This is a genomic window from Pseudomonas sp. FP2254 (assembly GCF_030687695.1).
Classification (GTDB): domain Bacteria; phylum Pseudomonadota; class Gammaproteobacteria; order Pseudomonadales; family Pseudomonadaceae; genus Aquipseudomonas; species Aquipseudomonas quebecensis.
The window spans coordinates 3,983,484-4,009,268 of sequence record NZ_CP117444.1 but is presented as its reverse complement, the minus strand read 5'-3'; the positions used below and the strand labels follow the sequence as shown (position 1 = coordinate 4,009,268).

Annotated in this window: 24 protein-coding genes; 13 read left to right on the top strand and 11 right to left on the bottom strand. The window is 60.7% G+C overall.

The window, feature by feature from the left end; translation table 11 throughout:
• Positions 1–10: 10 nt before the first annotated feature.
• Positions 11–1,435, bottom strand: coding sequence for a cytochrome-c oxidase, cbb3-type subunit I (gene ccoN / locus PSH94_RS18365; protein ID WP_181076051.1), 1,425 nt, complete (start codon positions 1,433–1,435; stop codon positions 11–13).
• Between the two features lie 78 nt (positions 1,436–1,513).
• Here ccoN and PSH94_RS18360 point away from each other — a divergent pair, with 78 nt between their 5' ends.
• On the top strand, positions 1,514–2,206 hold the full coding sequence (locus PSH94_RS18360; protein ID WP_285427989.1) for an alpha/beta family hydrolase: 693 nt from the start codon (positions 1,514–1,516) through the stop codon (positions 2,204–2,206).
• An 80-nt stretch (positions 2,207–2,286) separates the two neighbouring features.
• Here the strand turns inward: PSH94_RS18360 and PSH94_RS18355 are convergent, their stop codons facing one another.
• From PSH94_RS18355 to PSH94_RS18345, 3 genes are all read right to left on the bottom strand, one after another.
• Complete coding sequence (locus PSH94_RS18355) at positions 2,287–3,852, bottom strand: PAS domain-containing methyl-accepting chemotaxis protein (protein ID WP_181076047.1); 1,566 nt, start codon at positions 3,850–3,852, stop codon at positions 2,287–2,289.
• Between the two features lie 73 nt (positions 3,853–3,925).
• On the bottom strand, positions 3,926–4,717 hold the full coding sequence (locus PSH94_RS18350; protein WP_253508859.1) for a CPBP family intramembrane glutamic endopeptidase: 792 nt from the start codon (positions 4,715–4,717) through the stop codon (positions 3,926–3,928).
• Positions 4,718–4,783: 66 nt separating this feature from the next.
• Positions 4,784–5,680 carry a DMT family transporter gene (locus PSH94_RS18345; RefSeq protein ID WP_181076044.1) on the bottom strand — a complete coding sequence of 299 codons (897 nt, stop codon included), beginning with the start codon at positions 5,678–5,680 and terminating at the stop codon, positions 4,784–4,786.
• A 205-nt stretch (positions 5,681–5,885) separates the two neighbouring features.
• Between PSH94_RS18345 and aceK the strand changes: the two genes are divergently transcribed.
• Positions 5,886–7,607, top strand: coding sequence for a bifunctional isocitrate dehydrogenase kinase/phosphatase (gene aceK / locus PSH94_RS18340; RefSeq protein WP_305435528.1), 1,722 nt, complete (start codon positions 5,886–5,888; stop codon positions 7,605–7,607).
• A 91-nt stretch (positions 7,608–7,698) separates the two neighbouring features.
• Here aceK and PSH94_RS18335 read toward each other — a convergent pair whose 3' ends face one another.
• Entirely contained in the window at positions 7,699–8,445 is a 747-nt protein-coding gene (locus tag PSH94_RS18335; RefSeq protein ID WP_305435527.1) for a hypothetical protein, read from the bottom strand.
• On the opposite strand from PSH94_RS18335, the gene hrpA reads away from it, so the two are divergent.
• The 4 genes from hrpA (at position 8,395) to PSH94_RS18315 (ending at position 14,562) form a co-directional block, all read left to right on the top strand.
• Entirely contained in the window at positions 8,395–12,306 is a 3,912-nt protein-coding gene (gene hrpA, locus PSH94_RS18330) for an ATP-dependent RNA helicase HrpA (RefSeq protein WP_305435526.1), read from the top strand. The two genes, PSH94_RS18335 and hrpA, sit on opposite strands and share 51 nt — an antisense overlap.
• A 263-nt stretch (positions 12,307–12,569) precedes the next feature.
• Positions 12,570–13,691 carry a beta-ketoacyl-ACP synthase III gene (locus tag PSH94_RS18325; RefSeq protein WP_305435525.1) on the top strand — a complete coding sequence of 374 codons (1,122 nt, stop codon included), beginning with the start codon at positions 12,570–12,572 and terminating at the stop codon, positions 13,689–13,691.
• 17 nt (positions 13,692–13,708) lie between these two features.
• Entirely contained in the window at positions 13,709–14,323 is a 615-nt protein-coding gene (locus tag PSH94_RS18320) for an RNA polymerase sigma factor (protein WP_181076035.1), read from the top strand.
• Positions 14,317–14,562 carry an anti-sigma factor gene (locus PSH94_RS18315; protein WP_181076033.1) on the top strand — a complete coding sequence of 82 codons (246 nt, stop codon included), beginning with the start codon at positions 14,317–14,319 and terminating at the stop codon, positions 14,560–14,562. The genes PSH94_RS18320 and PSH94_RS18315 overlap by 7 nt, the downstream gene beginning before the upstream one ends.
• Positions 14,563–14,669: 107 nt before the next feature.
• Here PSH94_RS18315 and PSH94_RS18310 read toward each other — a convergent pair whose 3' ends face one another.
• Positions 14,670–15,992 carry a putative porin gene (locus PSH94_RS18310; RefSeq protein WP_181076031.1) on the bottom strand — a complete coding sequence of 441 codons (1,323 nt, stop codon included), beginning with the start codon at positions 15,990–15,992 and terminating at the stop codon, positions 14,670–14,672.
• Between the two features lie 283 nt (positions 15,993–16,275).
• Here PSH94_RS18310 and PSH94_RS18305 point away from each other — a divergent pair, with 283 nt between their 5' ends.
• From PSH94_RS18305 to PSH94_RS18295, 3 genes are all read left to right on the top strand, one after another.
• Positions 16,276–17,400, top strand: coding sequence for a GNAT family N-acetyltransferase (locus PSH94_RS18305; protein WP_305435524.1), 1,125 nt, complete (start codon positions 16,276–16,278; stop codon positions 17,398–17,400).
• A 79-nt stretch (positions 17,401–17,479) separates the two neighbouring features.
• Positions 17,480–17,758 (top strand): BrnT family toxin, encoded by a 279-nt coding sequence (locus PSH94_RS18300; protein ID WP_181076027.1) that lies wholly within the window; start codon positions 17,480–17,482, stop codon positions 17,756–17,758.
• Positions 17,736–17,984 carry a BrnA antitoxin family protein gene (locus tag PSH94_RS18295; RefSeq protein WP_181076025.1) on the top strand — a complete coding sequence of 83 codons (249 nt, stop codon included), beginning with the start codon at positions 17,736–17,738 and terminating at the stop codon, positions 17,982–17,984. Before PSH94_RS18300 ends, PSH94_RS18295 begins: the two co-directional genes overlap by 23 nt.
• 204 nt (positions 17,985–18,188) lie before the next feature.
• Here the strand turns inward: PSH94_RS18295 and PSH94_RS18290 are convergent, their stop codons facing one another.
• The 4 genes from PSH94_RS18290 to PSH94_RS18275 all read right to left on the bottom strand — a co-directional run bounded on the left by PSH94_RS18290 (position 18,189) and on the right by PSH94_RS18275 (position 22,411).
• Positions 18,189–20,021: an ABC transporter ATP-binding protein gene (locus PSH94_RS18290; RefSeq protein ID WP_305435523.1), complete on the bottom strand. Its 1,833-nt coding sequence runs from the start codon at positions 20,019–20,021 to the stop codon at positions 18,189–18,191.
• Positions 20,022–20,103: 82 nt separating this feature from the next.
• Positions 20,104–20,667 carry a peptidylprolyl isomerase gene (locus PSH94_RS18285; protein WP_253508849.1) on the bottom strand — a complete coding sequence of 188 codons (564 nt, stop codon included), beginning with the start codon at positions 20,665–20,667 and terminating at the stop codon, positions 20,104–20,106.
• Positions 20,661–21,473, bottom strand: coding sequence for an alpha/beta fold hydrolase (locus PSH94_RS18280; protein WP_305435522.1), 813 nt, complete (start codon positions 21,471–21,473; stop codon positions 20,661–20,663). Before PSH94_RS18280 ends, PSH94_RS18285 begins: the two co-directional genes overlap by 7 nt.
• A gap of 14 nt (positions 21,474–21,487) precedes the next feature.
• Positions 21,488–22,411: a LysR family transcriptional regulator gene (locus PSH94_RS18275; protein ID WP_181076018.1), complete on the bottom strand. Its 924-nt coding sequence runs from the start codon at positions 22,409–22,411 to the stop codon at positions 21,488–21,490.
• A 49-nt stretch (positions 22,412–22,460) separates the two neighbouring features.
• Here PSH94_RS18275 and PSH94_RS18270 point away from each other — a divergent pair, with 49 nt between their 5' ends.
• The 4 genes from PSH94_RS18270 (at position 22,461) to PSH94_RS18255 (ending at position 25,088) form a co-directional block, all read left to right on the top strand.
• Positions 22,461–22,775, top strand: coding sequence for a 3-phosphoglycerate kinase (locus PSH94_RS18270; protein ID WP_181076016.1), 315 nt, complete (start codon positions 22,461–22,463; stop codon positions 22,773–22,775).
• A 150-nt stretch (positions 22,776–22,925) separates the two neighbouring features.
• Positions 22,926–23,525, top strand: coding sequence for an FMN-dependent NADH-azoreductase (locus PSH94_RS18265; protein WP_253508843.1), 600 nt, complete (start codon positions 22,926–22,928; stop codon positions 23,523–23,525).
• A 203-nt stretch (positions 23,526–23,728) separates the two neighbouring features.
• Positions 23,729–24,604, top strand: coding sequence for a carboxylate/amino acid/amine transporter (locus tag PSH94_RS18260; RefSeq protein WP_253508841.1), 876 nt, complete (start codon positions 23,729–23,731; stop codon positions 24,602–24,604).
• A 67-nt stretch (positions 24,605–24,671) separates the two neighbouring features.
• Positions 24,672–25,088 (top strand): Lrp/AsnC family transcriptional regulator, encoded by a 417-nt coding sequence (locus tag PSH94_RS18255; protein WP_305435521.1) that lies wholly within the window; start codon positions 24,672–24,674, stop codon positions 25,086–25,088.
• Positions 25,089–25,112: 24 nt separating this feature from the next.
• Here PSH94_RS18255 and PSH94_RS18250 read toward each other — a convergent pair whose 3' ends face one another.
• Positions 25,113–25,778 (bottom strand): phenylalanine--tRNA ligase beta subunit-related protein, encoded by a 666-nt coding sequence (locus PSH94_RS18250; RefSeq protein WP_181076008.1) that lies wholly within the window; start codon positions 25,776–25,778, stop codon positions 25,113–25,115.
• Positions 25,779–25,785 lie beyond the last annotated feature (7 nt).

Below are 25,785 nucleotides of genomic sequence, written 5' to 3'. Positions count from 1 at the left end.
CATCGACTCCTCAGGCCATCTGCGCGGCGGTGGCAACTTCGGCAGGCTGTGCCGAACGCACGGTGCGCCAAGTGTTGTAAGCCATCAGCAACATGCCGCTGAGGAATACCGCACCGCCCACCAGCCGCACGATGAAGCCTGGGTGGCTGGCCACCAGGGTTTCGACGAAGGAGTAGGTCAAGGTGCCATCGTCGTTGATCGCACGCCACATCAGGCCCTGGGCGATGCCGTTGACCCACATCGAGGCGATGTAGAGCACGGTGCCGATGGTGGCCAGCCAGAAGTGCGCGTTGATCAGGCCAAGGCTGTACATCTGCTCGCGACCGAAGACTTTCGGGATCATGTGATACAGCGCGCCGATGGAGATCATCGCCACCCAGCCGAGGGCGCCGGCGTGTACGTGGCCGATGGTCCAGTCGGTGTAGTGGGAGAGCGAGTTGACGGTCTTGATTGCCATCATCGGCCCTTCGAAGGTCGACATGCCGTAGAACGCCAGGGACACCACCAAAAAGCGCAGGATCGGGTCGCTGCGCAACTTATGCCAGGCGCCCGAGAGGGTCATCATGCCGTTGATCATGCCGCCCCAGCTTGGCGCCAGCAGGACCAGGGACATCACCATGCCCAGCGACTGTGCCCAGTCCGGCAGCGCGGTGTAGTGCAGGTGGTGCGGACCGGCCCAGATATACAGGGTGATCAATGCCCAAAAGTGCACGATCGACAGGCGATAGGAATACACCGGACGCTCGGCTTGCTTGGGCACAAAGTAATACATCATGCCGAGGAAACCGGCGGTGAGGAAAAAGCCTACTGCGTTGTGCCCGTACCACCATTGCACCATGGCATCCGTCGCACCGCCGTACAGTGAATAGGACTTGGTCAGGCTGACCGGGATTTCCAGGTTGTTGACGATATGCAGGATCGCCACGGTGATGATGAACGCACCGAAGAACCAGTTGCCGACGTAGATGTGCTTGGTGTTGCGCTTCATCACCGTGCCGAAGAACACGATGGCGTAAGCCACCCAGACGATGGTGATCAGAATGTCGATCGGCCATTCCAGCTCGGCGTATTCCTTGGAACTGGTGTAGCCCAGCGGCAAGCTGATCGCGGCCAGCAGAATCACCAGTTGCCAGCCCCAGAAGCAGAACGCAGCGATTTTCGGCGCGAACAGCTGGGTCTGGCAGGTACGCTGCACGGAGTAGAAGGAGCTGGCGAACAGCGCACAGCCACCGAACGCGAAGATCACCGCGTTGGTATGCAGCGGGCGCAGGCGGCCGAAGCTGGTCCAGGGCAAGTCGAAGTTGAGCGCAGGCCAGACCAATTGGGCAGCGAGAAAAACCCCGAGCCCCATGCCGACGATGCCCCACACCACCGTCATAATGGCGAATTGGCGGACCACCTTGTAGTTATAGGCGGTACTTAAAGTAGTGTTCATGGTTCCCCATCCACGGTTCAACCCAAGCAGAGCGGCACTTGGGCTGGAGTTATAGGCAGACTGAATAGCGAGGCAAGCATGGGCAAAGAGCACAAGGCCAGTATTGACGGGGATCAATGGGCGCAGTGTGTGCGGGAACGCGGCTGGCTCTGGGATGTCGCCTCGAACACGGCGGCGGGGCGGCCGGTGACGCTGATCCTGGCCCACGGCGCCGGCGCTCCGATGGACTCACCCTTCATGAACGACATGGCTGCACGCCTCGCCGGGCATGGCGTGAGCGTGTTGCGCTTCGAATTTCCGTATATGGCCCAGCGTCGCATCGACGGTGGAAAACGCCCGCCAAACCCGGCGCCGACATTGCTGCAGGCCTGGCGCGAGGTGTACACCGAGGTGCGACGTCATGTCGCTGGGGCCGTGGCTGTTGGCGGCAAGTCCATGGGCGGGCGCATGGCCAGCCTGTTGGCCGACGAGCTGGGCGCCGACGCACTGGTGTGCCTGGGGTACCCGTTCTACGCGGTAGGCAAACCGCAGAAACCCCGGGTCGAACATTTGGCCGAGCTGAAGACGCCGACGTTGATCGTGCAGGGTGAGCGCGATGCCTTGGGCAATCGGGCCGCGGTAGAGAGTTATGCGTTATCGCCGAGCATCGAGGTGATGTGGCTGGTGGCGGGGGATCATGACTTGAAGCCATTGAAGGCTTCCGGGTTCAGTCATGAGCAGCATCTGGAGGCTGCGGCGGTGCAGGTGGGCAGGTTTCTCGGTGCCTGTTAAGGCTTATCGGGGGCAGCCCCCTCCCACACTTGATGTACTCACAATCAAAATGCAGGAGGGTTCTACACCCCGATAGCGGTCTATCGGTTGAAACGCTCGACCAAGGAATACTGGCTGTTAGCTGTATGAGTCAGCTCCTCACTCAGTTGCGCCGAGTTCAGTGCCTGTTCCGAGGTTTGATCGGCCAGCAGCGCAATCGTGCTGATATTGCGGCTGATCTCTTCGGCCACCGAGCTTTGCTCCTCGGTCGCGGCGGCGATCTGGCTGGTCATGTCGGTGATGTGCGCCACCGCCTCGCTGATACCCACCAGCGCCTGATCCGCTTCCATCACCCGCGCCACGCCTTCTTCGGCCTGGCGATGCCCGGCGTCCATGGTCTGCACGGCCGCGCTGGCGGTTTGTTGCAGCTTGGCGATCAACGCATGGATTTGTCCGGTGGACTCGGTGGTGCGTTGCGCCAGCTGACGCACCTCGTCGGCCACCACCGCGAAGCCGCGACCCATTTCCCCGGCGCGCGCCGCTTCGATGGCCGCGTTCAGGGCCAGCAGGTTGGTCTGGTCGGCAATGCCTTTGATCACGTCGACCACACCACCGATCTCGTCGCTGTCCTTGGCCAGTTGGGTCACGGTCACGCCGGTTTCGCCCACGGCGGTGGACAAGCGCTGAATCGCCTCGCGGGTTTCCCCGGCGATATCGCGGCCACGACCGGTGAGGCGGTTGGCTTCCTGCGTGGCATCGGCAGTACGTTGCACATGGCTGGCGACTTCCTGGGTGGTCGCGGCCATCTGGTTGACGGCGGTGGCAACCTGCTCGGTTTCCACACGCTGGCGTTCCAGGCTGCTGGAGCTGTTGTGCGCCAGGGTGTTGGATTGCGCCGCCTGGTCGTTGAGATGCTCGGCAGTGTCCTGCAAGCGCGTCAGACATGTCCTCAAGCGCGCCTCCTGGCTGAGAATCGACATCTCCAGGCGCGCCTGGGCGCCACGGCTGTCGGTGTACATCTGCGCGATCAACGGGTCGGAGGTGGTCTGCTCGGCCAGGCGCAGCAGGCGCTTGAGGCCACGCTGTTGCCAGCTCAGCCCCAGCAGGCCCAACGGCACCGACAGTGCGGCGGCCAGGGCGAAGCCCCAATGGGAATTGAGCCACGCACCGATCATAAAGCTCAACTGGCTTACCAGGATAAACGGCAGCCAGTCCTGCAGCACCGGCAGCCATTTGTCGCGCCGTGGGATCGCCGACTTGCCCTGGTTGATGCGTTGATAGAGCGCTTCGGCCCGGCGGATCTGCTCGGCGGTGGGTTTGACCCGCACCGATTCGTAGCCGATCACCTGGTTGCCATCGAAGACCGGCGTTACATAGGCGTTAACCCAGTAGTGATCACCGGTCTTGCAGCGATTCTTGACAATGCCCATCCATGGCAAGCCTTGTTTGAGCGTCGACCACATGTGCGCGAATACAGCCGCCGGGACATCCGGGTGACGCACCAGGTTATGCGGGGCACGCAGCAGTTCTTCACGGCTGAACCCACTGATTTCGACAAACGCGTCGTTACAGTAAGTGATCACGCCCTTGGCATCCGTGGTGGAGATCAACCGTTGCTGAGCGGGGAAGGTACGTTCGCGCTGGGTAACGGGTTGGTTATTACGCATGATTGTTCAATCCGCAAGGCTTTCAGGGGGTATCGACCGGCACGGAGGTTTATTTAACTTATTTTTGCAACAATCAGCCGGCCAGCATCGGATACGTAAACAACCCGAAGTGAAGCAGGTTCAAGCCAAAATGCGTGGCAATTGCCGCGCCCAGGCCGCCAAACCGGTAAGCCAGGCCGTAGCCGACCCCGGCGATGCTCGCCAGCAGCACCCAGTGCCACCCCGCGCCCACATGCACCAGGCCGAACAACAGCGATGCCAGCAGCAGTGCGAGGTTATCGCCGTAGGGCAGGTGCTGGAACCGTTGGCTCAAGCCGCCTTGAATGTAGCCACGGAACAGCGCTTCTTCCACCAGCGTGACCAGCAGCAGGTTATTGAGCACCCACAGCCAGGCCTGGTCCGGCCATTTCGGTGCCCAACTGATGACACCGAGCAGGGCCGCGCCGCCCAGGGCCGCGATGGCGGTCAGGGTCAAGGCCAGGGCGGTGACGCAGATCGACAGGCGCAACGCACGCCGGGCCACGATCCAGGGGCAGGCCAGCAGCAGCCAGAAGCCGATGAGGGGTTTGTCCTGGTTCAAGTACATCGAGAACGGCACCGCATCGGGGGTGAAGCGCTGCGGGTCGATCCCGCGACCATTGTAGAAACCGGGCAGCCAGTGCATCGCCAGGCCCAGCGCCACTACGATAAACAAACCATGGCCCACGTAGCGCGCCCAGGGTGCGCGTTGCCGGCGCACGGCATAGCCGGCGACCCACAACAGGGCGACTGATACCACCGCCAGCGCGCCGAGTTGGCCGTAAGCCAGGGCTGTTACATAACCGATGGAAAGCAGTGCCAGGTACAGCCAGGGCAATGTCAGCATGGGAAGATCCTTGAAAAAAACGGGCGGCATTATAGCGAGCATCCCTGCAACCCGCATGAAACCTGGCTACAAGGTCTTGGCCCGCCTCCCTACGCGCAGCACCAGCCACAACGCGCCCGCAATCAACACCCCGCCATACAGGTGGGCCATCGACAGGGGTTCATCCAGTAATAACGCGCCCCACAGCACCCCGAACGGTGGGATCAGGAACGTGGTGGTCATCGAACGCACTGGACCGATGGCCGTCAGCAAGCGGAAGTACAGCACGTAGGCCAACGCCGTACACACCAACCCCAAGCCCAGCAACGATACCCAGACCCGCCAGCCACCCCAACTGGCCGGAGGCTGATACACCGCGCTGACGGCGAAAAGGGGTAACAGAAACAAGCTAGCGCCGAGCATGCTGCCCAGGGCGGCGAGGCGGCTGTCCAGGCCGCCGCGTTGATCCAGCCAGCGGCGTGCCAGGAAACCGGCAAAACCATAGCAAGTGGTGGCCAGCAGGCAGGCGAGGGCGCCCATCAGCAAGGGCAGGTCGAATGCCATCGGCCCGGCGCGGGTGAGCACGGCCACGCCCATCAGGCCCAGGCACACACCGGCGATTTTCGAGAAGGTCAGGCGTTCGCTGAAAAACAGCCCGCCAATCAATACGCCCATCAGCGGCGTAGTGGCGTTGAAAATCGCTGAATAGCCGGCCGGCAGGACTTGGGCGGCCACCGAGTACATCGTTGCGGGGATCCCGGAATTGATCACCCCCAGCAGCAGGACAGTCCAGAATTTGCCGTGGAAATCCCATTTCACGCGCATCGCGGCCAACATCACCAGCAGCCCGGCGGCGGCGATCGACACGCGAAAAAATGCAGTCGGCAGCGTACCGATCTCCGGCGCGATGATGCGCATGAACAGAAAGCTCGCGCCCCAGATAGCGGCCAGCCCCAGCAGGTACAGGGTGTCGACAGGTCTCACGGAAAACTCCTACGCCAATAAGCCGGCGAGTGTTGCCCAGAGGCCTGCCTGACACAATCCCTGAGTGCAGGGCGAGGTAAAGCCGCTCCATGGCGGATGCAGGGTTTGCATGGGGCGGACCCGCGCCGCAAAAAAACCTTCTTCTCCTGGGTTCGCGCACTGGCTAAGCTCAAGGGCTTCCAGATGCCCGTTCGAGGTTTCCCGCATGTCGCAACCCACGCCCGCCCTCGCCATCGCCCGTACGATCCTCGAAGGCTTCGACGATTACCGCGAACATTTTCGGCGGATCACCGACGGTGCCCGCGAGCGGTTCGAAAAGGCCCAGTGGCAGCTGGGCCAGGCGGCATCGGCGGCGCGTATCAATCTGTATGAAGAAAAGGTCGGTGAAGTCACCGCGCGTCTGCGCGCCGCGTTCGATGCCGGCGATCTGCTGGACATCGACCTGTGGCCCCTGGTGAAAAGCGCCTATATCGGCCTGATCGATCTGCGCTTCGACGATGAGTTGTCCGAGACCTGGTACAACTCGATCTTCTGCGGCCTGTTCAGCCATGACCTGATCAGCGACGGCTGCATGTTTATCCACACCACCCGGCCCAGCCTGCGGCGCGCACGAGCGGCGCAAACCCGCGTCTACGCGCCGGCCGGGCAGATTGGCGAGATGCTCGGGCAGATCGTTGAGGACTTCCGGTTCAGCGAGCCCTACGCCGACCTGGCGGCCGACTTGCGCAGGCTCGAAGCCCAACTGCGGGAAAACCTGCCGGATTGGGTGTGCAAGGACCCGGACCTCAAAGTCGAGCTGTTTTCCTCGGTGCTCTACCGCAATAAAGGGGCCTACCTGGTGGGGCGCATCTATACCCGCGACGAACAATGGCCGTTGGTGATCCCGCTGCTGCACAGTGAAGGCCAGGGCATCCGCATCGACGCATTGATCACCGACGAGGCCGAGGTGTCGATCATCTTCTCGTTCACCCGCTCCTACTTCATGGTGGATGTGCCGGTGCCGGCGGAGTTCGTCGGTTTTTTAAAGCGCATCCTGCCCGGCAAGCACATCGCCGAGCTGTACACCTCGATCGGGTTCTACAAGCATGGCAAGTCGGAGTTCTACCGCGCATTGATCAACCACCTGGCGAGCACCGACGATCAGTTCATCATGGCCCCAGGCGTGCGCGGCATGGTCATGAGCGTGTTTACCCTGCCGGGCTTCAATACGGTGTTCAAAATTATCAAGGACCGTTTCTCGCCGTCCAAGAACGTCAACCGCGCCACGGTAATTGAGAAGTATCGGCTGGTAAAAAGCGTCGACCGCGTCGGGCGCATGGCCGATACCCAGGAGTTCGCCGATTTTCGCTTTCCGTTGAGCAAATTCGACCCCGACTGTCTGGCCGAACTGCTGGAGGTCGCCGCCGACACCGTCGAAGTGGAGGGCGACACCGTGCTGATCCGCCACTGCTGGACCGAACGGCGCATGACCCCGCTTAATCTTTACCTGGAAAACGCGAACGATGCCCAGGTGCGCGAAGCCCTGGAAGACTACGGCCTGGCCATCAAGCAGTTGGCGGCCGCGAACATCTTCCCCGGCGACATGCTGCTCAAGAACTTCGGCGTCACCCGCCATGGCCGTGTGGTGTTCTACGACTATGACGAAATCTGCTTTCTCACCGAGGCCAACTTTCGTCACATACCCGCGCCGCGCACCCCCGAAGACGAAATGGCCAGCGAACCCTGGTATTCCATCGGTCCGCTGGATGTGTTCCCGGAAGAATTCCCGCCGTTCCTGTTCGCCGACGCCGGCCAGCGCAAGCTGTTCGATGAATTGCATGGCGAGTTGTACAACGCCGATTACTGGAAAGGCCTGCAGGAGGCGATTCGCGCGGGCAAGGTGATCGATGTGTTTCCGTACCGGCGCAGGTGGGGAGAAATATCTTGAGCAACGGTCGTTAAGCAAATTCTGGAGCGCGCTATCCCAAACTACCGGCAATTATAAAATTGCCAGTAGTTGAGGGTAGTAGGAGGCGAGTTTACTTTTTGGCCAGAAAGGGCGTGTCTTTGTTAGTTTCCAGCAGCTTGTCACTCCAGTTGCTCAAACGATTTCTGTCGGTTTCGTTGGACGAAGTGCTCTGGCTTTTAGAAGTTGCCTGATAGAGCTGGTTCATCGACTCCTTGTAAGCGTTGTCAATATTTTTGGTTGGAAGCCCCTTGTCCTGCAGTTCAATTTTTCTCTGTAGCAAACCTATAGGTCTATCAACGGAGCTTCGATCGAAGTTGGTCGCGGGAAAGTCGGTGGGGAGACTTTTTAAGGTTTCAATTGTCTTCCATGAGCCGGAAGAGGCTGCTGATGCGCCTTGCGGCATGCTGTCGGGTGTACGTTGGTGCTTTACCGCAAATGAGTGTCCATAGCCGCCGTCGCGGGAGGAAGACATACGGTCTATTGGCATAATAAGCTCCGTTTTCAGTGATAGTGTTTTGGTATTCAGATATACCCGGCAATCTATTGAAACCTGCGTATTCCACCCATCAAATCGGACTTCCGCTTTTGGGTAGTGCGAAAGTAATACAAGGAGCTGTAGTAAAAATCGCTGCCAGGTCAGGCACGAGTGGTTGCAATGTGATGCAACATCTCCTGACGTCTCAAAATCTGCGACAATCCCCCGCATTCCATCGACCGACGCTGCGCAGGTCTCACCTGCCTCACCCAAAAGACCCTTGCCGCCCTGATGACTGAACAAGCGCCCACTATCGACCACCTGCTCAAAAACCTCGATCACGCCATGCTCGCCGACCGTCACCGCTTGCGTCGGCAACTGCTTGAGTTGCGCAAGAAACCCGACGAGGAAAAGTTGGCGCAGTGGGTCGCGCGCATGCAGGCATCCTGTGCCCAGGTGACAGCGCGGCGCGCCAGCCTGCCGGTGATCCGCTATGACGACAGCCTGCCGATTGCCGCCAAGCGCGATGAGATCAAGGCCGCGCTGCAAGCGCATCAAGTGCTGATCATCGCCGGCGAAACCGGTTCGGGTAAGACCACCCAGTTGCCGAAGATCTGCCTGGAGATCGGTCGCGGCCAGTACGGTTTGATCGGCCACACCCAGCCTCGCCGGATCGCTGCGCGCAGCGTGGCCAGCCGCGTTGCCGAAGAACTGGCCACGCCCCTGGGCGCGCTGGTCGGTTACCAGGTGCGTTTCGAAGACCAGAGCGACGCCAACACGCTGATCAAACTGATGACCGACGGCATCCTGCTGGCGGAAACCCAGAACGACCGCTACCTGGAACGCTATGACACGATCATCGTCGACGAAGCCCACGAACGCAGCCTGAACATCGACTTCCTGCTCGGCTACCTCAAGACCCTGCTGCCGCGCCGCCCGGACCTGAAAGTCATCATCACCTCGGCGACTATCGATCTGGAGCGCTTTTCCAAGCACTTCGACGATGCGCCGATTGTCGAAGTGTCGGGCCGCACGTTTCCGGTGGAGACCTGGTACCGCCCGCTGACGCTGGAGCAGGACGAGGAGGGCAACCGCGTCGAGGATGACCTGACCGTGGACCAGGCGATCCTCGCCACCCTCGATGAAATCGCCGCCTATGAGCGCAGCGAGCGCCGCAGCCCCGGCGATGTCCTGGTGTTCCTGCCGGGCGAGCGCGAAATTCGCGACGCCGCCGACATGCTGCGCAAGGCCCAACTCAAGCACACCGAGATCCTGCCGCTGTACGCGCGTCTGTCGCCCGCCGAACAGCAGCGGATTTTCCAGTCACATCCAGGTCGGCGCGTGGTACTGGCGACCAACGTCGCGGAAACTTCGCTGACCGTACCGGGCATTCGCTACGTGATCGACAGCGGCACCGCGCGCATCAGCCGCTATAGCTACCGCGCCAAGGTGCAGCGCCTGCCGATCGAGGCGATTTCCCAGGCCAGCGCCAACCAGCGTAAAGGTCGCTGCGGCCGGGTTGAGCCGGGTATCTGTGTGCGGTTGTACAGCGAAGAGGACTTTAACGGTCGCCCGGAATTTACCGACCCGGAGATCCTGCGTACCAACCTCGCCGCCGTGATCCTGCAGATGCTGCACCTGCGCCTGGGCGAAATCACCGACTTCCCATTTATCGAACCGCCGGACGGCAAGGCCATCAGCGACGGTTTCAACCTGCTGCAGGAATTGTCGGCGGTGGACCGCAACAGCCAGCTCACGCCGCTCGGCCGGCAATTGGCGCGCCTGCCGGTGGACCCGCGCATGGGGCGTATGTTGCTGGAAGCGGCCAAGCTTGGCAGCCTGCAGGAAGTGCTGATCGTGGCCAGCGCCATGTCGATCCAGGACCCGCGCGAGCGGCCGCCGGAGCGCCAGCAGGCCGCCGACCAGGCCCACGCGCAGTGGAAGGATCCGGACTCGGACTTCGCCGGATTGGTGAATCTGTGGCGCGGTTTTGAAGAGCAGCGCCAGGAGCTGACAGCCAGCCCGCTGCGTAACTGGTGTCGCAAGAACTTCCTCAACTACCTGCGCCTGCGCGAATGGCGCGATTCTCATCGCCAGTTGAGTCTGATTTGCCGCGACATGCAGCTGAGCCTTAATAAAGAACCGGCGGACTACCCCAAACTGCACAAGGCCGTGCTGTCCGGCCTGCTCAGCCAGATCGGCCAGAAAACCGAGGACGGCGATTACCTGGGCGCGCGTCAGCGACGCTTCTGGATTCACCCGTCCTCGGGCATCGGCAAAAAGCGCCCGCAGTGGCTGATGACCGCCGAATTGGTGGAAACCACCAAGCTGTATGCACGCATGGTGGCCAAGATCGACGCCGACTGGATCGAGCCGCTGGCCGGGCACCTGATCAAGAAAAACCACTTCGAGCCGCATTGGGAGAAGAAGCGCGGCCAAGTGGTGGCGTTTGAGCAGATCACCCTGTTCGGGCTGATTGTGGTCGGCCGCCGGCCGGTGCATTACGGGCCGGTCGACCCGGTCGTCTCTCGGCAATTGTTTATCCGCGAAGGCCTGGTGCGCGGTGAGATTCAGTCGCGCGCCAAGTGCCTCAGCGCCAACCAGCGCTTGCTGGAACAGCTCGACGAACTGGAAGCCAAGGCCCGCCGCCGCGATATCCTGGCCGACGAAGAAACCCTGTACGCCTTCTACGATGCGCGCTTGCCGGCGGAGATCCACCAGACTGCGACCTTTGACAGCTGGTACAGAATCAACAGCCAGAAAGACCCGCAATTGCTGATCATGCGCGAAGAGGACGTGCTGGCCCGCGAGGCCAGTGAAGTCACCGCCGCGCATTATCCCGACACCCTGCACCTGGGCGATCTGGCGCTGGCTTTGAGTTACCACTTTGAACCCAATCATCCGCGCGACGGCGTGACCCTGCGCGTGCCGGCGCCGCTGTTGCCGGCGTTGCCCGCCGAACGCCTGGAGTGGCTGGTGCCCGGGATGATCGAAGCCAAGTGCATCGCGCTGGTGCGCAACCTGCCCAAGGCCCTGCGCAAGAACTTTGTGCCAGTGCCGGACTTCGTCAAGGCTGCGCTGCAGCGCATCGAATTCGGCCAGGGCTCATTGCCCCAGGCACTGGGGCGCGAACTGCTGCGCATGACCGGTGCTCGGGTCAGCGACGAAGCCTGGGCCGAGGCGGCGCAGCAGGTGGAGAGTCACCTGAAGATGAACCTGGAAGTGGTCGACGGTCAGGGCAAGTTCCTAGGCGAGGGCCGTGACCTGGCCGAACTGACCGCACGCTTCGCCGAAGCCAGCCAGGCCGCGTTGGCCGTGCCGCAGACCGCGAAGAGCCAGCAACCCGTGGAGGCCAAGGTGTTTGCGGCGGTGGCCGAGAAGACCCAGCAAAACATCGCCGGGCTGTCGATGACGGTGTACCCGGCCCTGGTGGAAGAGAATGGCACGGTCAAGGAAGGGCGCTTCTCGACCGCCGCCGAGGCTGAATTCCAGCACCGTCGGGCGTTGCAGCGCCTGCTGATGCAGCAACTGGCGGAACCGGCCAAATTCCTGCGCGGCAAATTGCCCGGTCTTACCGAGTTGGGCCTGATGTACCGTGAACTGGGGCGTGTCGACGCGCTGGTCGAGGACATCCTGCTGGCCAGCCTCGACACCTGTGTGTTGGAAGGCGAAACCAGCCTGCCGCGTGACGGTGCCGGCCTGGCAGCGCTGGCCGACCGCAAGCGCGGCGGCTGGACCGAGCACGCCGAGCGCCTGGCGCGCCTGACCCTTGAGGTGCTGAAGCTCTGGCATGGCCTGCAAAAGCGCTTCAAAGGCAAGATCGACCTGGCCCAGGCGGTGGCCTTGAATGACATCAAGCAGCAATTGAGCAACCTGGTGTACCCAGGCTTCGTGCGCGAAACCCCGGCGCAATGGTTCAAGGAACTGCCGCGCTACCTCAAGGCCATCGAGCTGCGCCTGGAGAAGCTGCCCAGCCAGGTACAGAAAGACCGGGTGTGGAGCGGCGAACTCAGCGGCCTGTGGATGCAGTACCAGAACCGCCTGAACAAACACACCCAGGAAGGCAAGCGCGACCCGCAACTTGAGCTGTACCGCTGGTGGCTGGAGGAATACCGCGTGTCACTGTTTGCCCAACAGCTTGGAACCAAGGTGCCGATTTCCGACAAGCGATTGAGCAAGCAGTGGAGCCTGGTCGAGGCCTGATCTCTTTCTCGTTATCCAAGCAGGCAGACCACAATATGAGAGGGGGCGTGTCCCCTCTCATGGTGAAACCATCTGGCAGATGACGCCAAATCCCTGGGTTTGTGGCAAACTTCGCCGCTATAAATGCCGGGATCGTCGCAAAAGTCTGCGACGCGATGGAATAAAGCGATGCCAGTTTGGTGTCCGCAGTGCGGAATCGGACTACTTACAGTTTGGTACGACGGTACCAATATCTTCTGCCTGACAGATTTAGAGGAACGACCGTGCATAACGTCGTCATCAGCGGCACTGGCCTGTACACCCCGGCCAACAGCATCTCCAACGAAGAGCTGGTGCAGTCTTTCAATACCTACGTGCATCAGTTCAATCGCGACAACGCCGAGGCCATCGAGCGCGGTGATGTGCAGGCGCTGACCGAATCCAGCGCGGCCTTTATCGAAAAAGCATCGGGTATCAAGAGCCGCTTCGTGATGGACAAGCACGGCATTCTCGATCCTCAGCGCATGGCCCCAAGCCTCCCGGAGCGCAGCAACGATGAGTGGTCGGTGCTCTGCCAGATGGCCGTTGGCGCCGCCGAACAGGCTCTGCAGCGCGCCGGCAAGACCGCCGCCGACATCGACGGCGTGATCGTCGCCTGCTCCAACCTGCAGCGCGCTTACCCGGCCATCGCCATCGAAGTCCAGGAAGCCCTGGGTATTGCGGGCTTCGGTTTCGATATGAACGTAGCCTGTTCCTCCGCCACGTTCGGCATCCAGAACGCCGCCAACAGCATCCAGCTGGGGCAGGCGCGGGCGATCCTGATGGTCAACCCGGAAGTGTGCACCGGCCACCTGAACTTTCGTGACCGCGACAGCCACTTCATCTTCGGTGATGCAGCCACGGCGGTGATCCTGGAGCGCGCCGACCTGGCCACGTCCGAGCATCAGTTCGAGGTGGTGAGCACCAAATTGCTGACCAAGTTTTCCAATAACATCCGCAACAACTTCGGCTTCCTCAATCGCGCGGCGCCGGAAGGCATCGGCGCGCCGGACAAACTGTTCGTGCAGGAAGGTCGCAAGGTGTTCCGCGATGTGTGCCCGATGGTCGCTGAGCTGATTGGTGTACATCTGGAAGAAAACCAACTGAATGTGGCGGATGTGAAGCGCTTCTGGCTGCATCAGGCTAATCTGAGCATGAACCACCTGATCGTGAAGAAACTGTTGGGCCGTGAAGCCTCCGTGGAAGAGGCGCCGGTGATTCTCGACACCTACGCCAATACCAGTTCGGCCGGTTCCGTGATTGCCTTTCACACCTACCAGGACGATTTGCCCAAGGGCTCCGTCGCGGTGCTCAGCTCGTTTGGCGCGGGTTATTCGATCGGCAGTGTCATTCTGCGCAAACGTTGATAACACCGAGGTCATCTATGGCAGCCGCGGACGACGCTCACCTGCTTGAGCGCCTGCTCAAGGGCGAGCAGCGTGCCTATAAGGAGCTGGTCAGCACCTATCAAAGTGCGATGCGGGCGGTGGCGTATGCCATCGTCGGCCAGCGCCACGCCGATGAAATCGTGCAGGACGCCTGGCTGGCGGTGGTGCGCAACCTCGGCAAGTTCGAAGGGCGCTCCAGCTTAAAGACCTGGTTGCTGACCATTACGGCCAACGCCGCCAAGGGCCGCTACAAGCAGAATCGTCGGGAAGTGCTGCTCGACGATTTGCCCTCGCCCCATGGCACCATCGGCGATGACCGTTTCAGCCCCGATGACGGTCACTGGGCCGTCGCCCCCTACGCCTGGCACCAGGACACGCCGGAGGCTTTACTCACGGAGGACGAACTGCGCGACTGCCTGGAACATACGTTGCTCAGTTTGTCCGAGCTGCAAAGCAGCGTGCTGGTGTTGCGCGAGCGTCAGGGCCTGGCATTGGAGGAGATCTGTAATTTGCTGTCCCTCTCGCTCTCCAATGTGCGAGTGCTGTTGCATCGGGCACGGCTTAAAGTCTTCGCCACGGTGGAGCATTTTGAGGAAACCGGCGAATGCTGACCTGTAAAGAACAAGTGGCGCGTTCCAGTGACTATCTCGATGGGCAATTAACCTTTCGCGAGCGCCTGCTGGTGCGTCATCATTTGATGTTCTGCCCGAACTGCCGTCGCTTTATCCGGCAGATGCGCCTGATGCAGGCGACCTTGAAAATCATGCCTGATGCGCCGGTCACGGATGTGGATGCCTTGGCGCAGCGGCTCGCTGACGAGCGGCGCAAAGACCAGAAAGACGGGAAATAACCAGGCTCGCGTGGGTGAGCCGAACGGATGATGGGGATCGCCCCGCCCACGCCAGACTGTGACAACCACCTCAGGCCTTCCTGGCCCAAGGTGTACAACGCTTAGCTTCAGAACTTGGCTTCGGCATCCAACTGCAGGGTGTTGGTGTCGGCGTCGCGCTGGGTACGGCTGGAGAAATCCGCTTTGGTCAGGAAGTAGGTGGCACCGACGGCGAAGTTCTTGTCGATGTCGTAGCCCACTTTGAACTTATGGCCGCGTGAACCGGTGGTGCCGTTGGCGAAGTCCGAGTCGGTGAAGGCGCCGACCACGGCGTTACGCTGGGTGTCGCGGTAGTTGTAGTCCAGGTTGAAACCGAACACCTTGGACTTGGCACCCAGCAGCCAGGCGGTGTCCTGATCGGTGGAGGCGTCGTTGTTTTTCACGTATTGACCGTACAGCGACAGCGGTACAGCCAGTCCGCCGATGTCCAGTTGGCTGAAACCTTCGTACAGGCGGAACTCTTCGTTGGCCGAGTTACCGTTGACCGCCAGCGCGCACGGCGTGGTGGTCGTGGTGCAGCGGCTGTCTTCATCGTTCTTGTACGCGTAGACGCTGCCGCCCACGGTCAGTTTCAGGTTGTCGGTGAGCGAGATACGCGAGCCCAACTGGCCGGCGGTCAGGCGCAGGTCGTGACGGAACTGCACGCCGTCGCCGTCGACGTTGTCCTTGAGGTTGTAGTTGCCGATGCTGCCGAACAGCTCGGCGCTGCTGCCCAGAGGATACTTGTAGGTCAGCGCCAGACCTTCAGGGTTGATGTCGCTATCCCAGATCACGTCGCCCATATTGACCCACGGTTGCAGCATCTTGCCGCCGATTACGTGCAGGTTCTTGATCTGGTCAGGGTGGTAGTCGATGTAGCCCAGGTCCAGCCAGATCGACTTCTTGTCGAAGTAGCCATCCTGATCCTGGTTGGTGGAGCGGGCGTCGTCGCCGCCGCCGGTGGCGATACGGATACCGGTGTCCACTTGCGGGTTGATCTCGGTGTAGGCGCCCAGACGGGCACGGATACGCTGACGATCCTTGTCGCGGCCACCGTTGTTGGGCTCGCCGTCGATCTTGATGGTTTCCTGGCGGAAACGCACATCACCCTTGAATTGCGTCTTGGCTGCCCACGCCAGCTTCTGGTCGAACACGCTCAAATCGTTGGTCTTTTTGGCGGTGGCCGCGATCTGTTCGTTGGTCTCTTGTTGAGCTTGCCGTGCGATCTGCTGTTCTTTCTGGTCTTTGGCCAACTCGGTTTGCAGTTCGGTGTACTGCGCCGCGGTGATCTGGCCGTTGGCCTTGAGCATGTCGAGCAATTTAGCGTCGACTGCGGCGCTGGCCGGAACACTCAGGGCCAGCAACAGGCCGCCGCACAGGACCGCCGCAGTTTTAGTGGAAGCAAGACGCATATCAATCTCCGAAAGTGAGGAGGGATGGCAAACCATCCAGGACACAACCGACCGATGACGGACGGAAAAGTAACCACCTGCTAGAACCAGGTGCTCTAAAAACAGGCGTCAGTATCGCGATGGTTTATGACGGAGCGGTGGCAAAGTGATGTCATGTCGATGACAAATGAATCGAGCGCGGAACTATCGGTTTAGAGCCTTGTCCGGCGATTCGGGCGTGTATCGATGCTGGCGATAGGCGATACTCGCCAGGCTTTCACGCCATGATGTAGTGAGGATGCCGATGCCGTTGCAACGTCTGGACAACCTGTCCGAAATCTCCCCGCAGGTATGGGATGCGCTGGTGCCGAGCGCCCAGCCCTTTGTGCGTCACGCCTTCCTCAGCGCTTTGGAAGACAGTGCCAGCCTCGGTCCGCAGTCAGGCTGGAAAGCGGAGCATTTGCTGCACTGGGAGGGCGATCGACTGGTGGCGGCCCTGCCCGGTTATCGCAAATGGCATTCCTATGGCGAGTACGTGTTCGATCACGGCTGGGCCGATGCCTGTGCGCGTGCCGGGATCGAGTACTACCCCAAACTGTTGGTGGCGGTGCCTTTCAGCCCCGTCAGCGGCCCGCGTTTGCTGGCCGCCAGCGTCGAGGACGGTTTCGAACTGCTCAACAGTCTGCCCGGTTACCTGGAAATAGAAGGGCTCTCCAGCGCACATATCAACTTCACCGACGGGCTGGCCGATGGAGCCTTGGCCGGCCAACCGGGCTGGTTGCAGCGCCTGGGTTGTCAATTCCACTGGCAGAACCGCGATTATCGCGACTTCCAGGACTTCCTCGACGCTCTGAGCTCGCGCAAGCGCAAGCAGATGCGCAAGGAACGCGAGCAGGTAGCGGGGCAGGGCATCGCGTTCGAATGGCTGCAAGGTCACGAACTGAGCGAGGCGCAGTGGGATTTTGTCTACGCCTGTTACGCCAATACCTACGCGGTCCGTCGCCAGGCGCCGTACCTGACCCGCGCCTTTTTCAGCCTGCTGGCCGAGCGTATGCCCGAGGTGATCCGCGTGGTCCTGGCCAAGCAAGGCACACGTCCGGTGGCCATGGCCTTCAGCCTGACCGGTGGCGACAGCTTCTACGGCCGCTACTGGGGCTGCCTGGCGGAGTTCGACCGCCTGCATTTCGAAACCTGTTTCTACCAGGGCATGGATTACGCCATCGCCCACGGCCTGCAACGATTCGACGCCGGCGCCCAGGGCGAACACAAACTGATCCGTGGGTTCGAACCGGTGATCACGCGTTCATGGCACTACCTGCGGCATCCGGGCTTGAAGAGCGCGGTGGAGGATTTTCTCGAGCGCGAACGGGTAGGGATTCTGGCGTATGCCGAGGAGGCGAAGGTGGCGCTGCCGTATCGGCAGGTATAAAGACCGTTGGTCTGCATCGGTACTCACAGGTAATAATCTGGCTATCATGTATGTACAAAAGTACATACAGGCGTTTGCCATGCATTTTGAATGGGATGATTCCAAGAACAAGGCCAATATCTCCAAGCACGGCATCGATTTCAATGACGTCCCCGATATATTTCGCCATCCAATGCTGGCCTTGCGCGATGATCGAGCGGATTATGGGGAAGAGCGTTGGATATGTATTGGTTGGATAAAACTGTTAATGGGTGTAGTCGTATACACCGAGCGATGTGGTGATGTGATTCGTATCATCTCCGCGCGAAAGGCAACTAAGAAGGAGGCCAAATACTATGACGCAAACATCCAAAACTGATTGGGAGCGCCTGGCCAAAATGAGTGATAAAGAGATCGATACCAGCGATATCCCTGAATTGGACGCCGAATTTTTCCGTCGTGCGGAGTTACGTGTGCCTGTAAAACAGGCAGTGACTATTCGGCTGGATGCCGACGTTCTTGAGTGGTTCAAAGGTCAAGGCACGGGTTATCAGACGCGGATCAACCAGTTGTTGCGCCAATACATGCAGGCCCATCAGGGGTGAGCAGGTGCCCTGATCCTTCTTTGCATGGGGTGTCAAGCTGGAGGCCCTTTATCCAGCCCCACTTTCACAACGGCGCTGCGGCGACCGTACTGTCGCTGACCTGAGCGACGATACACGTCGGTAATCCCCTTACCGCGTTGCCCGTGAGGAGCTTGCCTGTGGCAAGCCCGCTCACGACAACGTGGCCCCTCACCGATCTGTCAGTCAGTCGATACCGACGAAGCCACCGGTTTGATGCTGCCAGAGCCGCGCATACAGCCCGCCATGGGCCAGCAGTTCGGCATGGCTGCCACTTTCGGCGACCGTGCCTTTCTCCAGCACCACCAGGCGGTCCATGCGGGCGATGGTCGACAGGCGGTGGGCAATTGCGATCACCGTTTTGCCTTGCATCAGGGTTTCCAGGCTTTCCTGGATCGCCGCTTCTACTTCCGAGTCCAGCGCCGAGGTGGCCTCGTCCATGATCAGGATCGGCGCGTCCTTGAGCAGCACCCGCGCAATGGCGATGCGCTGGCGTTGCCCGCCGGAGAGTTTCACCCCGCGCTCGCCGACGTGAGCATCCAGCCCGGTGCGGCCTTCAGCGTCCGACAGTAAGGGGATGAACTCATCGGCGCGCGCTTTATGAATCGCCCTCCAGAGTTCTTCGTCAGTGGCATCGGGCTTGCCGTACAGCAGGTTGTCGCGGATCGAGCGGTGCAGCAGCGACGTGTCCTGGGTGATCATGCCGATCTGTTCACGCAGGGTCTCCTGGGTCACTTCGGCGATGTTCTGGCCGTCGATGAGGATACGCCCACCCTGCAGGTCGTAAAGGCGCAGCAGCAGGTTGACCAGCGTCGATTTGCCCGCGCCGGACGGGCCGATCAGGCCGATTTTTTCCCCGGCCTTGATGCTCAGGTTGAGGCCGCCAATGATCCCGCTCTTTTTGCCGTAGTGAAAATCCACCTGCTCGAAGCGCACTTCGCCATGGGGTACGTTCAGGCGTGGAGCATTGTCGCGGTCGGTCACGGCCAGCGGCTGGGCGATGGTTTTCAGGCCGTCCTGGACCATGCCGATGTTTTCGAAAATGCCATTGACCACCCACATGATCCAGCCGGACATGTTGACGATGCGGATCACCAGGCCAGTGGCCAGGGCGATGGCGCCCACCGAGATCAGCGACTGGGTCCACAACCACAGCGCCAGGCCCGTGGTGGTGACGATCAGCAGGCCGTTCATGGTGGTGATGGCAATGTCCATGCTGGTGACCACGCGGCTGGCCAACTGGGTTTTTTCAGTCTGCTCGATCAGCGCTTCCTTGGCGTATTGCTGCTCGTACTGAGTGTGTGCGAACAGCTTCAAGGTGGTGATGTTGGTGTAGCCGTCGACGATGCGCCCCATCAATTTGGAGCGCGCCTCGGAGGAGATCACCGAGCGTTCCTTGACCCGCGGTACGAAGTAACGCAATGCCAGGCTGTAGCAAATGATCCAGCTCACCAGTGGGATCATCAGACGCCAGTCCGCCTCGGCAAACAGCACCAGGGAACTGATGGCATAGATCGCCACGTGCCAGATGGCATCCACTGCCGCCACGGCGGAGTCGCGCAGCGAATTGCCGGTTTGCATGATGCGCTGGGCGATTCGTCCGGCGAAGTCGTTCTGGAAGAAATTCAGGCTCTGCTTGAGCACGTAGCTGTGGTTCTGCCAGCGGATCAGGCTGGTCATGCCGGGGCTGATCGTCTGGTGCACCAGCAGGTCATGCAGGGCGCCGAAGATCGGGCGCAGCAGCAGGGCAACCACGGCCATCCAGATCAGCTCGGTGCTGTGTACCTGGAAGAAGTCCGCGGGCGGCGTGCCCTGGGCCAGGTCGATGATGCGACTCAGGTAGCTGAACAGCGCGACTTCGATCAGCGCGCCGATCAAGCCCACCACCAGCAGGGCGGCGAAGTGCGGCCATACCTGGCGCAGGTAATAGAGGTAGAAGGGCAGGACTTTGTCAGGCGGGGCGGCGCTGGGCGCGTCGCGGAAAATATCGATCAGTTGTTCGAAACGACGATAGAGCATTGGGGTTGACGCCCGCCGGGCGGGCTCTCCTTTCAGGTGCGCGCGCAGCCTTGTGGGCTGCGCGCGGTGCGTCCTGCAGACTTCAGTCGATGCGCTTGGCCGACTTGATCACGACAGGGTCGATTGGCACGTTCTGCATGCCTTGCTTGGTGGTGGTCTGGGAGTTGACGATGATATCGACCACGTCCATGCCCTTGACCACTTTGGCGAATACCGCGTAGCCGGCATCGCGGCCGGGGTCGAGGAAGGCGTTGTCAGCCACGTTGATGAAAAATTGGCTGGTGGCCGAATCCGGGTTCGAGGTGCGCGCCATCGACAGCGTGCCACGCACGTTGTGCAGGCCGTTGCTGGCTTCGTTCTTGATGGGGGCTTCGGTCGGTTTTTGCACCATCTGCGTAGTGAAACCGCCGCCCTGGACCATGAAACCCGGAATCACACGGTGGAAAATCGTGTTGGTGTAGAAGCCTTTGTCGACATAGGCCAGAAAGTTCTTGGTACTGATCGGCGCCTTGACCGGGTCCAGTTCGATTTCAATCTGGCCATTGGTGGTGTCGAGCAGAACGTGCGGCGCCTTGGCCGGCTCTGCCGCCATCAGGTTGGCAGCGAACAAGGCGGAACCGGCGAAGAAGGCGATTTTTTTCAGCATGGGTCAGTGATCCTGGTAGTGGTGTCGACGGTCTTTAGAAAATCGAGCAGGGTCGTGTTAAAGGCGTCGGGTTGATCCAAAGGCGTGGCATGGCGGGAATCTTCGATGACCACCAGTCGCGCATCGGGCAGCAGTTTTACATAGATTTCTTTTTGCGCCACGGGGGTGTAGTCGTGGTCGGCGCTGATGACCAGGGTTGGACAGGCGATCCTGGAAAGTCGTTCCTGCACGCTCCAGCCCACAATCGCATCGAAGCTGGCGAGATAAGCACGTTTGTCGTTTGTTGCCCAGCGCTCGGCCATTTTGCGACGCAGATCGGCCTGCTGCGGTTTGGGAAACAACCGCTCGGCCAGGGCCTTGCCGATGCTGCTCAGGCTGAGCACGCGCGCCAGTGTCCAGCGCTTGGCCCATTGCCAATGGTCATTGACGCTGCGTACCTTGACCTCGGGCGCGCTGTTGACGATGCACAGGCTGCGCACCAGGCCGGGCGCGTCCACCGCCAGCTGAAAGGCGATCATACCGCCCATGGACAGCCCGGCCACATGGGCCGGCGGCAGGTCGAGGTGGTCGATCAGCGCGATCAGATCCGCGCTGAAGCCCGGGATACTGTAACGCTCGCGCGGCTTGTCGGAGCGCCCATGGCCGCGTACATCCACCACGATCAAGTGGTAATGCCGGGACAGTACCGGCACCTGCAGCTCCCAATCCTGGCTGCTGGAACCCAGGCCGTGAATCAGGATCAGCGGAGTACCGTGGCCGTATTCCGTGTAGTGCAGGGTGCAGCCTTGATGGTCGAACCAGGCCATGCACGAACTCCGTTTCAGGCTTGCCGAGGCGCGGCGAAAGGCGCGTCCAGCGGGGCGGTGTCGAAGGTGCGCAGCAATTCGACAAGGATCTGCGTGGCCGGGCCCAAGGGTTTGTCCTTGTTTGAATACAGGAAGAACGTCGGGTGGCGGCTGCCGCCCTGTTCCAAGGGTAGCTGCTTGAGTACGCCCTCGGCGAGTTCGCGTTCGATCATGTGGCGTGGCAACCAGGCAAAACCCAGGCCGCTGCCCACAAAGGACGCCGCCGTGGCCAGGCTGCCGACGGTCCAGCGTTGTTCGGCGCCGAGCCAGCCCACATCTCGCGGTTGCTGGCGACCGGAGTCGCGGATCACCACTTGCATCTGGCTCTCCAGGTCCTGGAAGCTCAGCGCGCGGTTCATGCGATGCAGGGCATGCTCGGGGTGGGCCACGGCGACGAACTCCACATCGCTCATCTCGGTGCCCAGGTAGCCGGGGATACTGAACCCGCAAATCGCCAGGTCGGCCACGCCTTCGATCAGCAGCTCTTCGACACCGGACAACACCTCCTCGCGCAGCCGCACGCGGCAACCCCGGCTTTGCGGCATAAATGCGCTCAAGGCGCGCACCAGCCGGGCGTTGGGGTAGGCGGCGTCCACCACCAGGCGCACTTCGGCTTCCCAGCCCTGCTCCATATGGTGGGCCAGGTCTTCCAGCTGGCTGGCGTTCTTCACCAGTTGCCGCGAGCGGCGCAACAGCACTTCGCCGGCATCGGTGAGCACCGCCTTGCGCCCGTCGATGCGCAGCAGCGGCACGCCGAGCTGGTCCTGCATGCGGGCCACGGTGTAGCTCACCGAAGACTGCGAACGGTGCAGCGCTTCGGCCGCCTGGGCGAAGCCGCCATGGTCGACCACGGCTTGCAGCGTGCGCCATTGATCGAGGGTAACGCGGGGCGCTTTCAAGATAGGTTCCTCTTGTCCTAAGCTGGCGGTCCTTATTGGAGACTGCCGAATGAGAAAATTCTGTTGTGTGTTGCTGGCGCTGTTGCCGATGAGTGCGTATGCCTACCCCATCGATGTGACCAAAAAGATCGAAGGCGTGAGCCTGGACTACACGGCGTCCGACGTGGACGATGACATCAGTTCGATTCAACTGAATAACTACGGCACCATTGACGCACAGTGTTCGGTAGTCTTCACCAACGGTCCGGAATCGCCCCGTCGACGTAATGTCTCGGTACCGGCCGGCAAAAGCACAAACACCACGGTCAAGTTCACCCGCTCCATTATCAAGATGCGTATCGCTCTGGAGTGCGCCCCGAAATAGCGCGCCGGTGGAGCGCTCTACAGGGATACTCGGTTAATCAACAAATTTCTAGATGGGTTATAGCAGTTTTTTGCGCTTTTTAATCGAATCAGCCCTGGATAATCTTTTCTCCATCGACTTACAGCAGTTTCAGATGGAGCCTACAAAGCCATGTCCAACGTTCTGATTATTGAAAGCAGTGCACGTCAGCAGGATTCGATCTCCCGCCAGCTCACCCGGCAGTTCATCGGCCAATGGCGCGCCGCTCACCCGGCGGACCGCATCAGCGTGCGCGACGTGGCCCTTAACCCGGTGCCGCACCTGGACGCGAATTTGCTCGGCGGCTGGATGAAGGCGGCGGAGCAGCGCAATGACGACGAACAGATCTCCCTCGACCGCTCCAACGAATTGACCGATGAACTGCTCGCCGCCGACGTGCTGGTGCTGGCGGCGCCGATGTACAACTTCGCCATCCCCAGCACGCTGAAAGCCTGGCTGGACCACGTGTTGCGTGCCGGTGTGACGTTCAAATACACCCCCACCGGGCCTCAGGGGCTGCTGACCGGCAAGCGCGCCATCGTGCTCACCGCTCGCGGCGGTATTCATACCGGCGCCAGCTCCGATCACCAGGAACCGTACCTGCGTCAGGTCATGGCCTTCATCGGGATTCACGACGTCACCTTCATTCATGCCGAAGGGGTGAACCTGAGCGGTGACTTCCAGGAGAAGGGCATCAACCACGCCAAGGCACTGATTGCCCAGGTGGCGTGATCCTTTAATCGCCACGTAATCGCCCGGTGTTTATATCGCTCCACGCCAACCCTTCAAGTACGCGTAACGAACCTCCCTTTGCACTTGTTGCTCCTGAGTGCTCCTGCCCGACTGCCGCTATAGCGAGGTCGGGTTTTTTTTGCCTCCAGTTTCGTCCCGCGACGAAAAGCTTTAATGTCCCGCCCATTCGAAACGAGGCGCGCATGGGCTATCTACTGGTTGTCACCCTGATTCAGGCATTTTCCTTCAGCTTGATCGGCGAATACCTCGCCGGTCACGTCGACAGCTACTTCGCGGTGCTGGTGCGCGTGGTGCTGGCCGGGCTGGTATTTATCCCGTTGACGCGCTGGCGTTCGGTGGAGCCTGCGTTCATGCGCGGCATGCTGGTGATCGGCGCGCTGCAGTTCGGCGTGACCTATGTGTGCCTTTACCTGAGCTTTCGCGTGCTCACGGTGCCGGAGGTGCTGCTGTTCACCATCCTTACGCCGTTGCACGTGACCCTGATCGAGGACGCCCTGAACCGGCGTTTCAACTTCTGGGCGCTGCTGGCCGCGCTGGTAGCGGTGGCGGGCGCGGCGGTGATTCGCTTCGATCAGATCACCGCCCACTTCCTGATGGGCTTTTTGCTGCTGCAACTGGCCAACTTCACCTATGCCGCCGGGCAGGTGATGTACAAGCACCTGGTGGCGCGCTACCCGAGCGACCTGCCGCACTATCGACGCTTCGGCTACTTCTACCTTGGCGCGTTGCTGGTGGTGCTGCCGGCGTTCCTGCTGTTCGGCAAGGCTGACTTCCTGCCGGAGGCGCCGCTGCAATGGGGCGTGCTGGTGTTCCTCGGCCTGGTCAGTACGGCGCTGGGCCTGTACTGGTGGAATAAAGGCGCGTGTCTGGTCAACGGCGGCACGCTGGCGGTGATGAACAACCTGCACGTACCGGTGGGCCTGCTGCTCAACCTGCTGATCTGGAACCAGCACGAGCCGCTGGGCCGCCTGGCCTTGGGTGGCCTGGTGATTCTGGCGGCGGTCTGGATAAGTCGACTGGGCGTAAAACCCGCGCCTGGCGTACAGTCTGCGACGTGATGGGCCTTGGGCGGCGTGAGCGGCGATGAAAGTCTGCTATCGGAAAGAACGGTGTGGGGGCGGCAGAGTGGACAAGATTGATGAACTGATCATTGCGGCCTTGAAGGATGACTCCCGCGTCAGCCTGGCGCAATTGGCGCGGCAAGTTCACAAGTCTCGAACCGCAGTAGAGTCGCGCGTCCAAAAGCTGATTGAAAAAGGCGTCATCCTGGGCTTTACCATCAACGTCGCGGAGGGCGATGGCACCCTGCAAGCGGCGTTTTTGATGCTGACGCTCAATGGCAGTCACTGTCACCTGGTGTATCCGATGCTTCAGCAGTTCAGCCAGGTGGTGCATACCTACTCACTGTTTGGCGACGTGGACATGATGCTCGACGTTCGCTACAGAAGCTTTGAAGAGCTGATGGTGTTCAAGGAAAGCCTGTTGAAGATCGAGCATGTGAAGGAAGTGGTGGTCAACCCCGTGCTGAAGGCCTGGCGTTAGGCCCAGGCCATGGCCGGCATGGCTTCACGCATGATCGCGAACGGTTTCAAGAAAATGATGACTCAGGTTCGGCATTTGCTGACGAAGGGTGTCCACGAGTTCTTCGATGACCGCCTGGTTGAATTGGAACGATGTGTCGTCATGTCCCAGGATCACCACCAGCAGCCTCGATGAGTCTTTCGTCAGCCGGAAGTCATGGGCATCGGCGTCCACCTTGCCGATGCTCGCCAACGGCACATCCCCGCAGGTATAGACGATGTCGCCGACAGGAATCGTGATGGGCTTCTTGGCGAACAGCGGGCGTAGCACCCTCGGTTTGTCCGAGCGCATCACATAGATGTCATCCTTCTGGTGATACGTGTGCACGCCGATGCTGACCCCATGCCGGATTGCGACCGCGTTATAGGCATCGACGATATTGTTGATGGGGTAAACGCCTTTGGCGATGAAGCGTCGCAGCAGCTTCTCATTGGCGCTGACGGTATTTTCGTAGCCGAGTTTTTTGAGCTGCCTGGAAAACCCTTCGTAGACGACGTTCGAATCCAGCTCGTTAAGATGCGAGGCCACGTGGTTCAGGTTGCTTTGCAGTACCCCGACGAAGCTCCGATCATCCGAGACGGTGACGTCCTCGATAACGGCAGCGCATGCATTGTTGATGCCCAGCTCGCAAGCTGACTTTTTGATAATCAAACGGCTT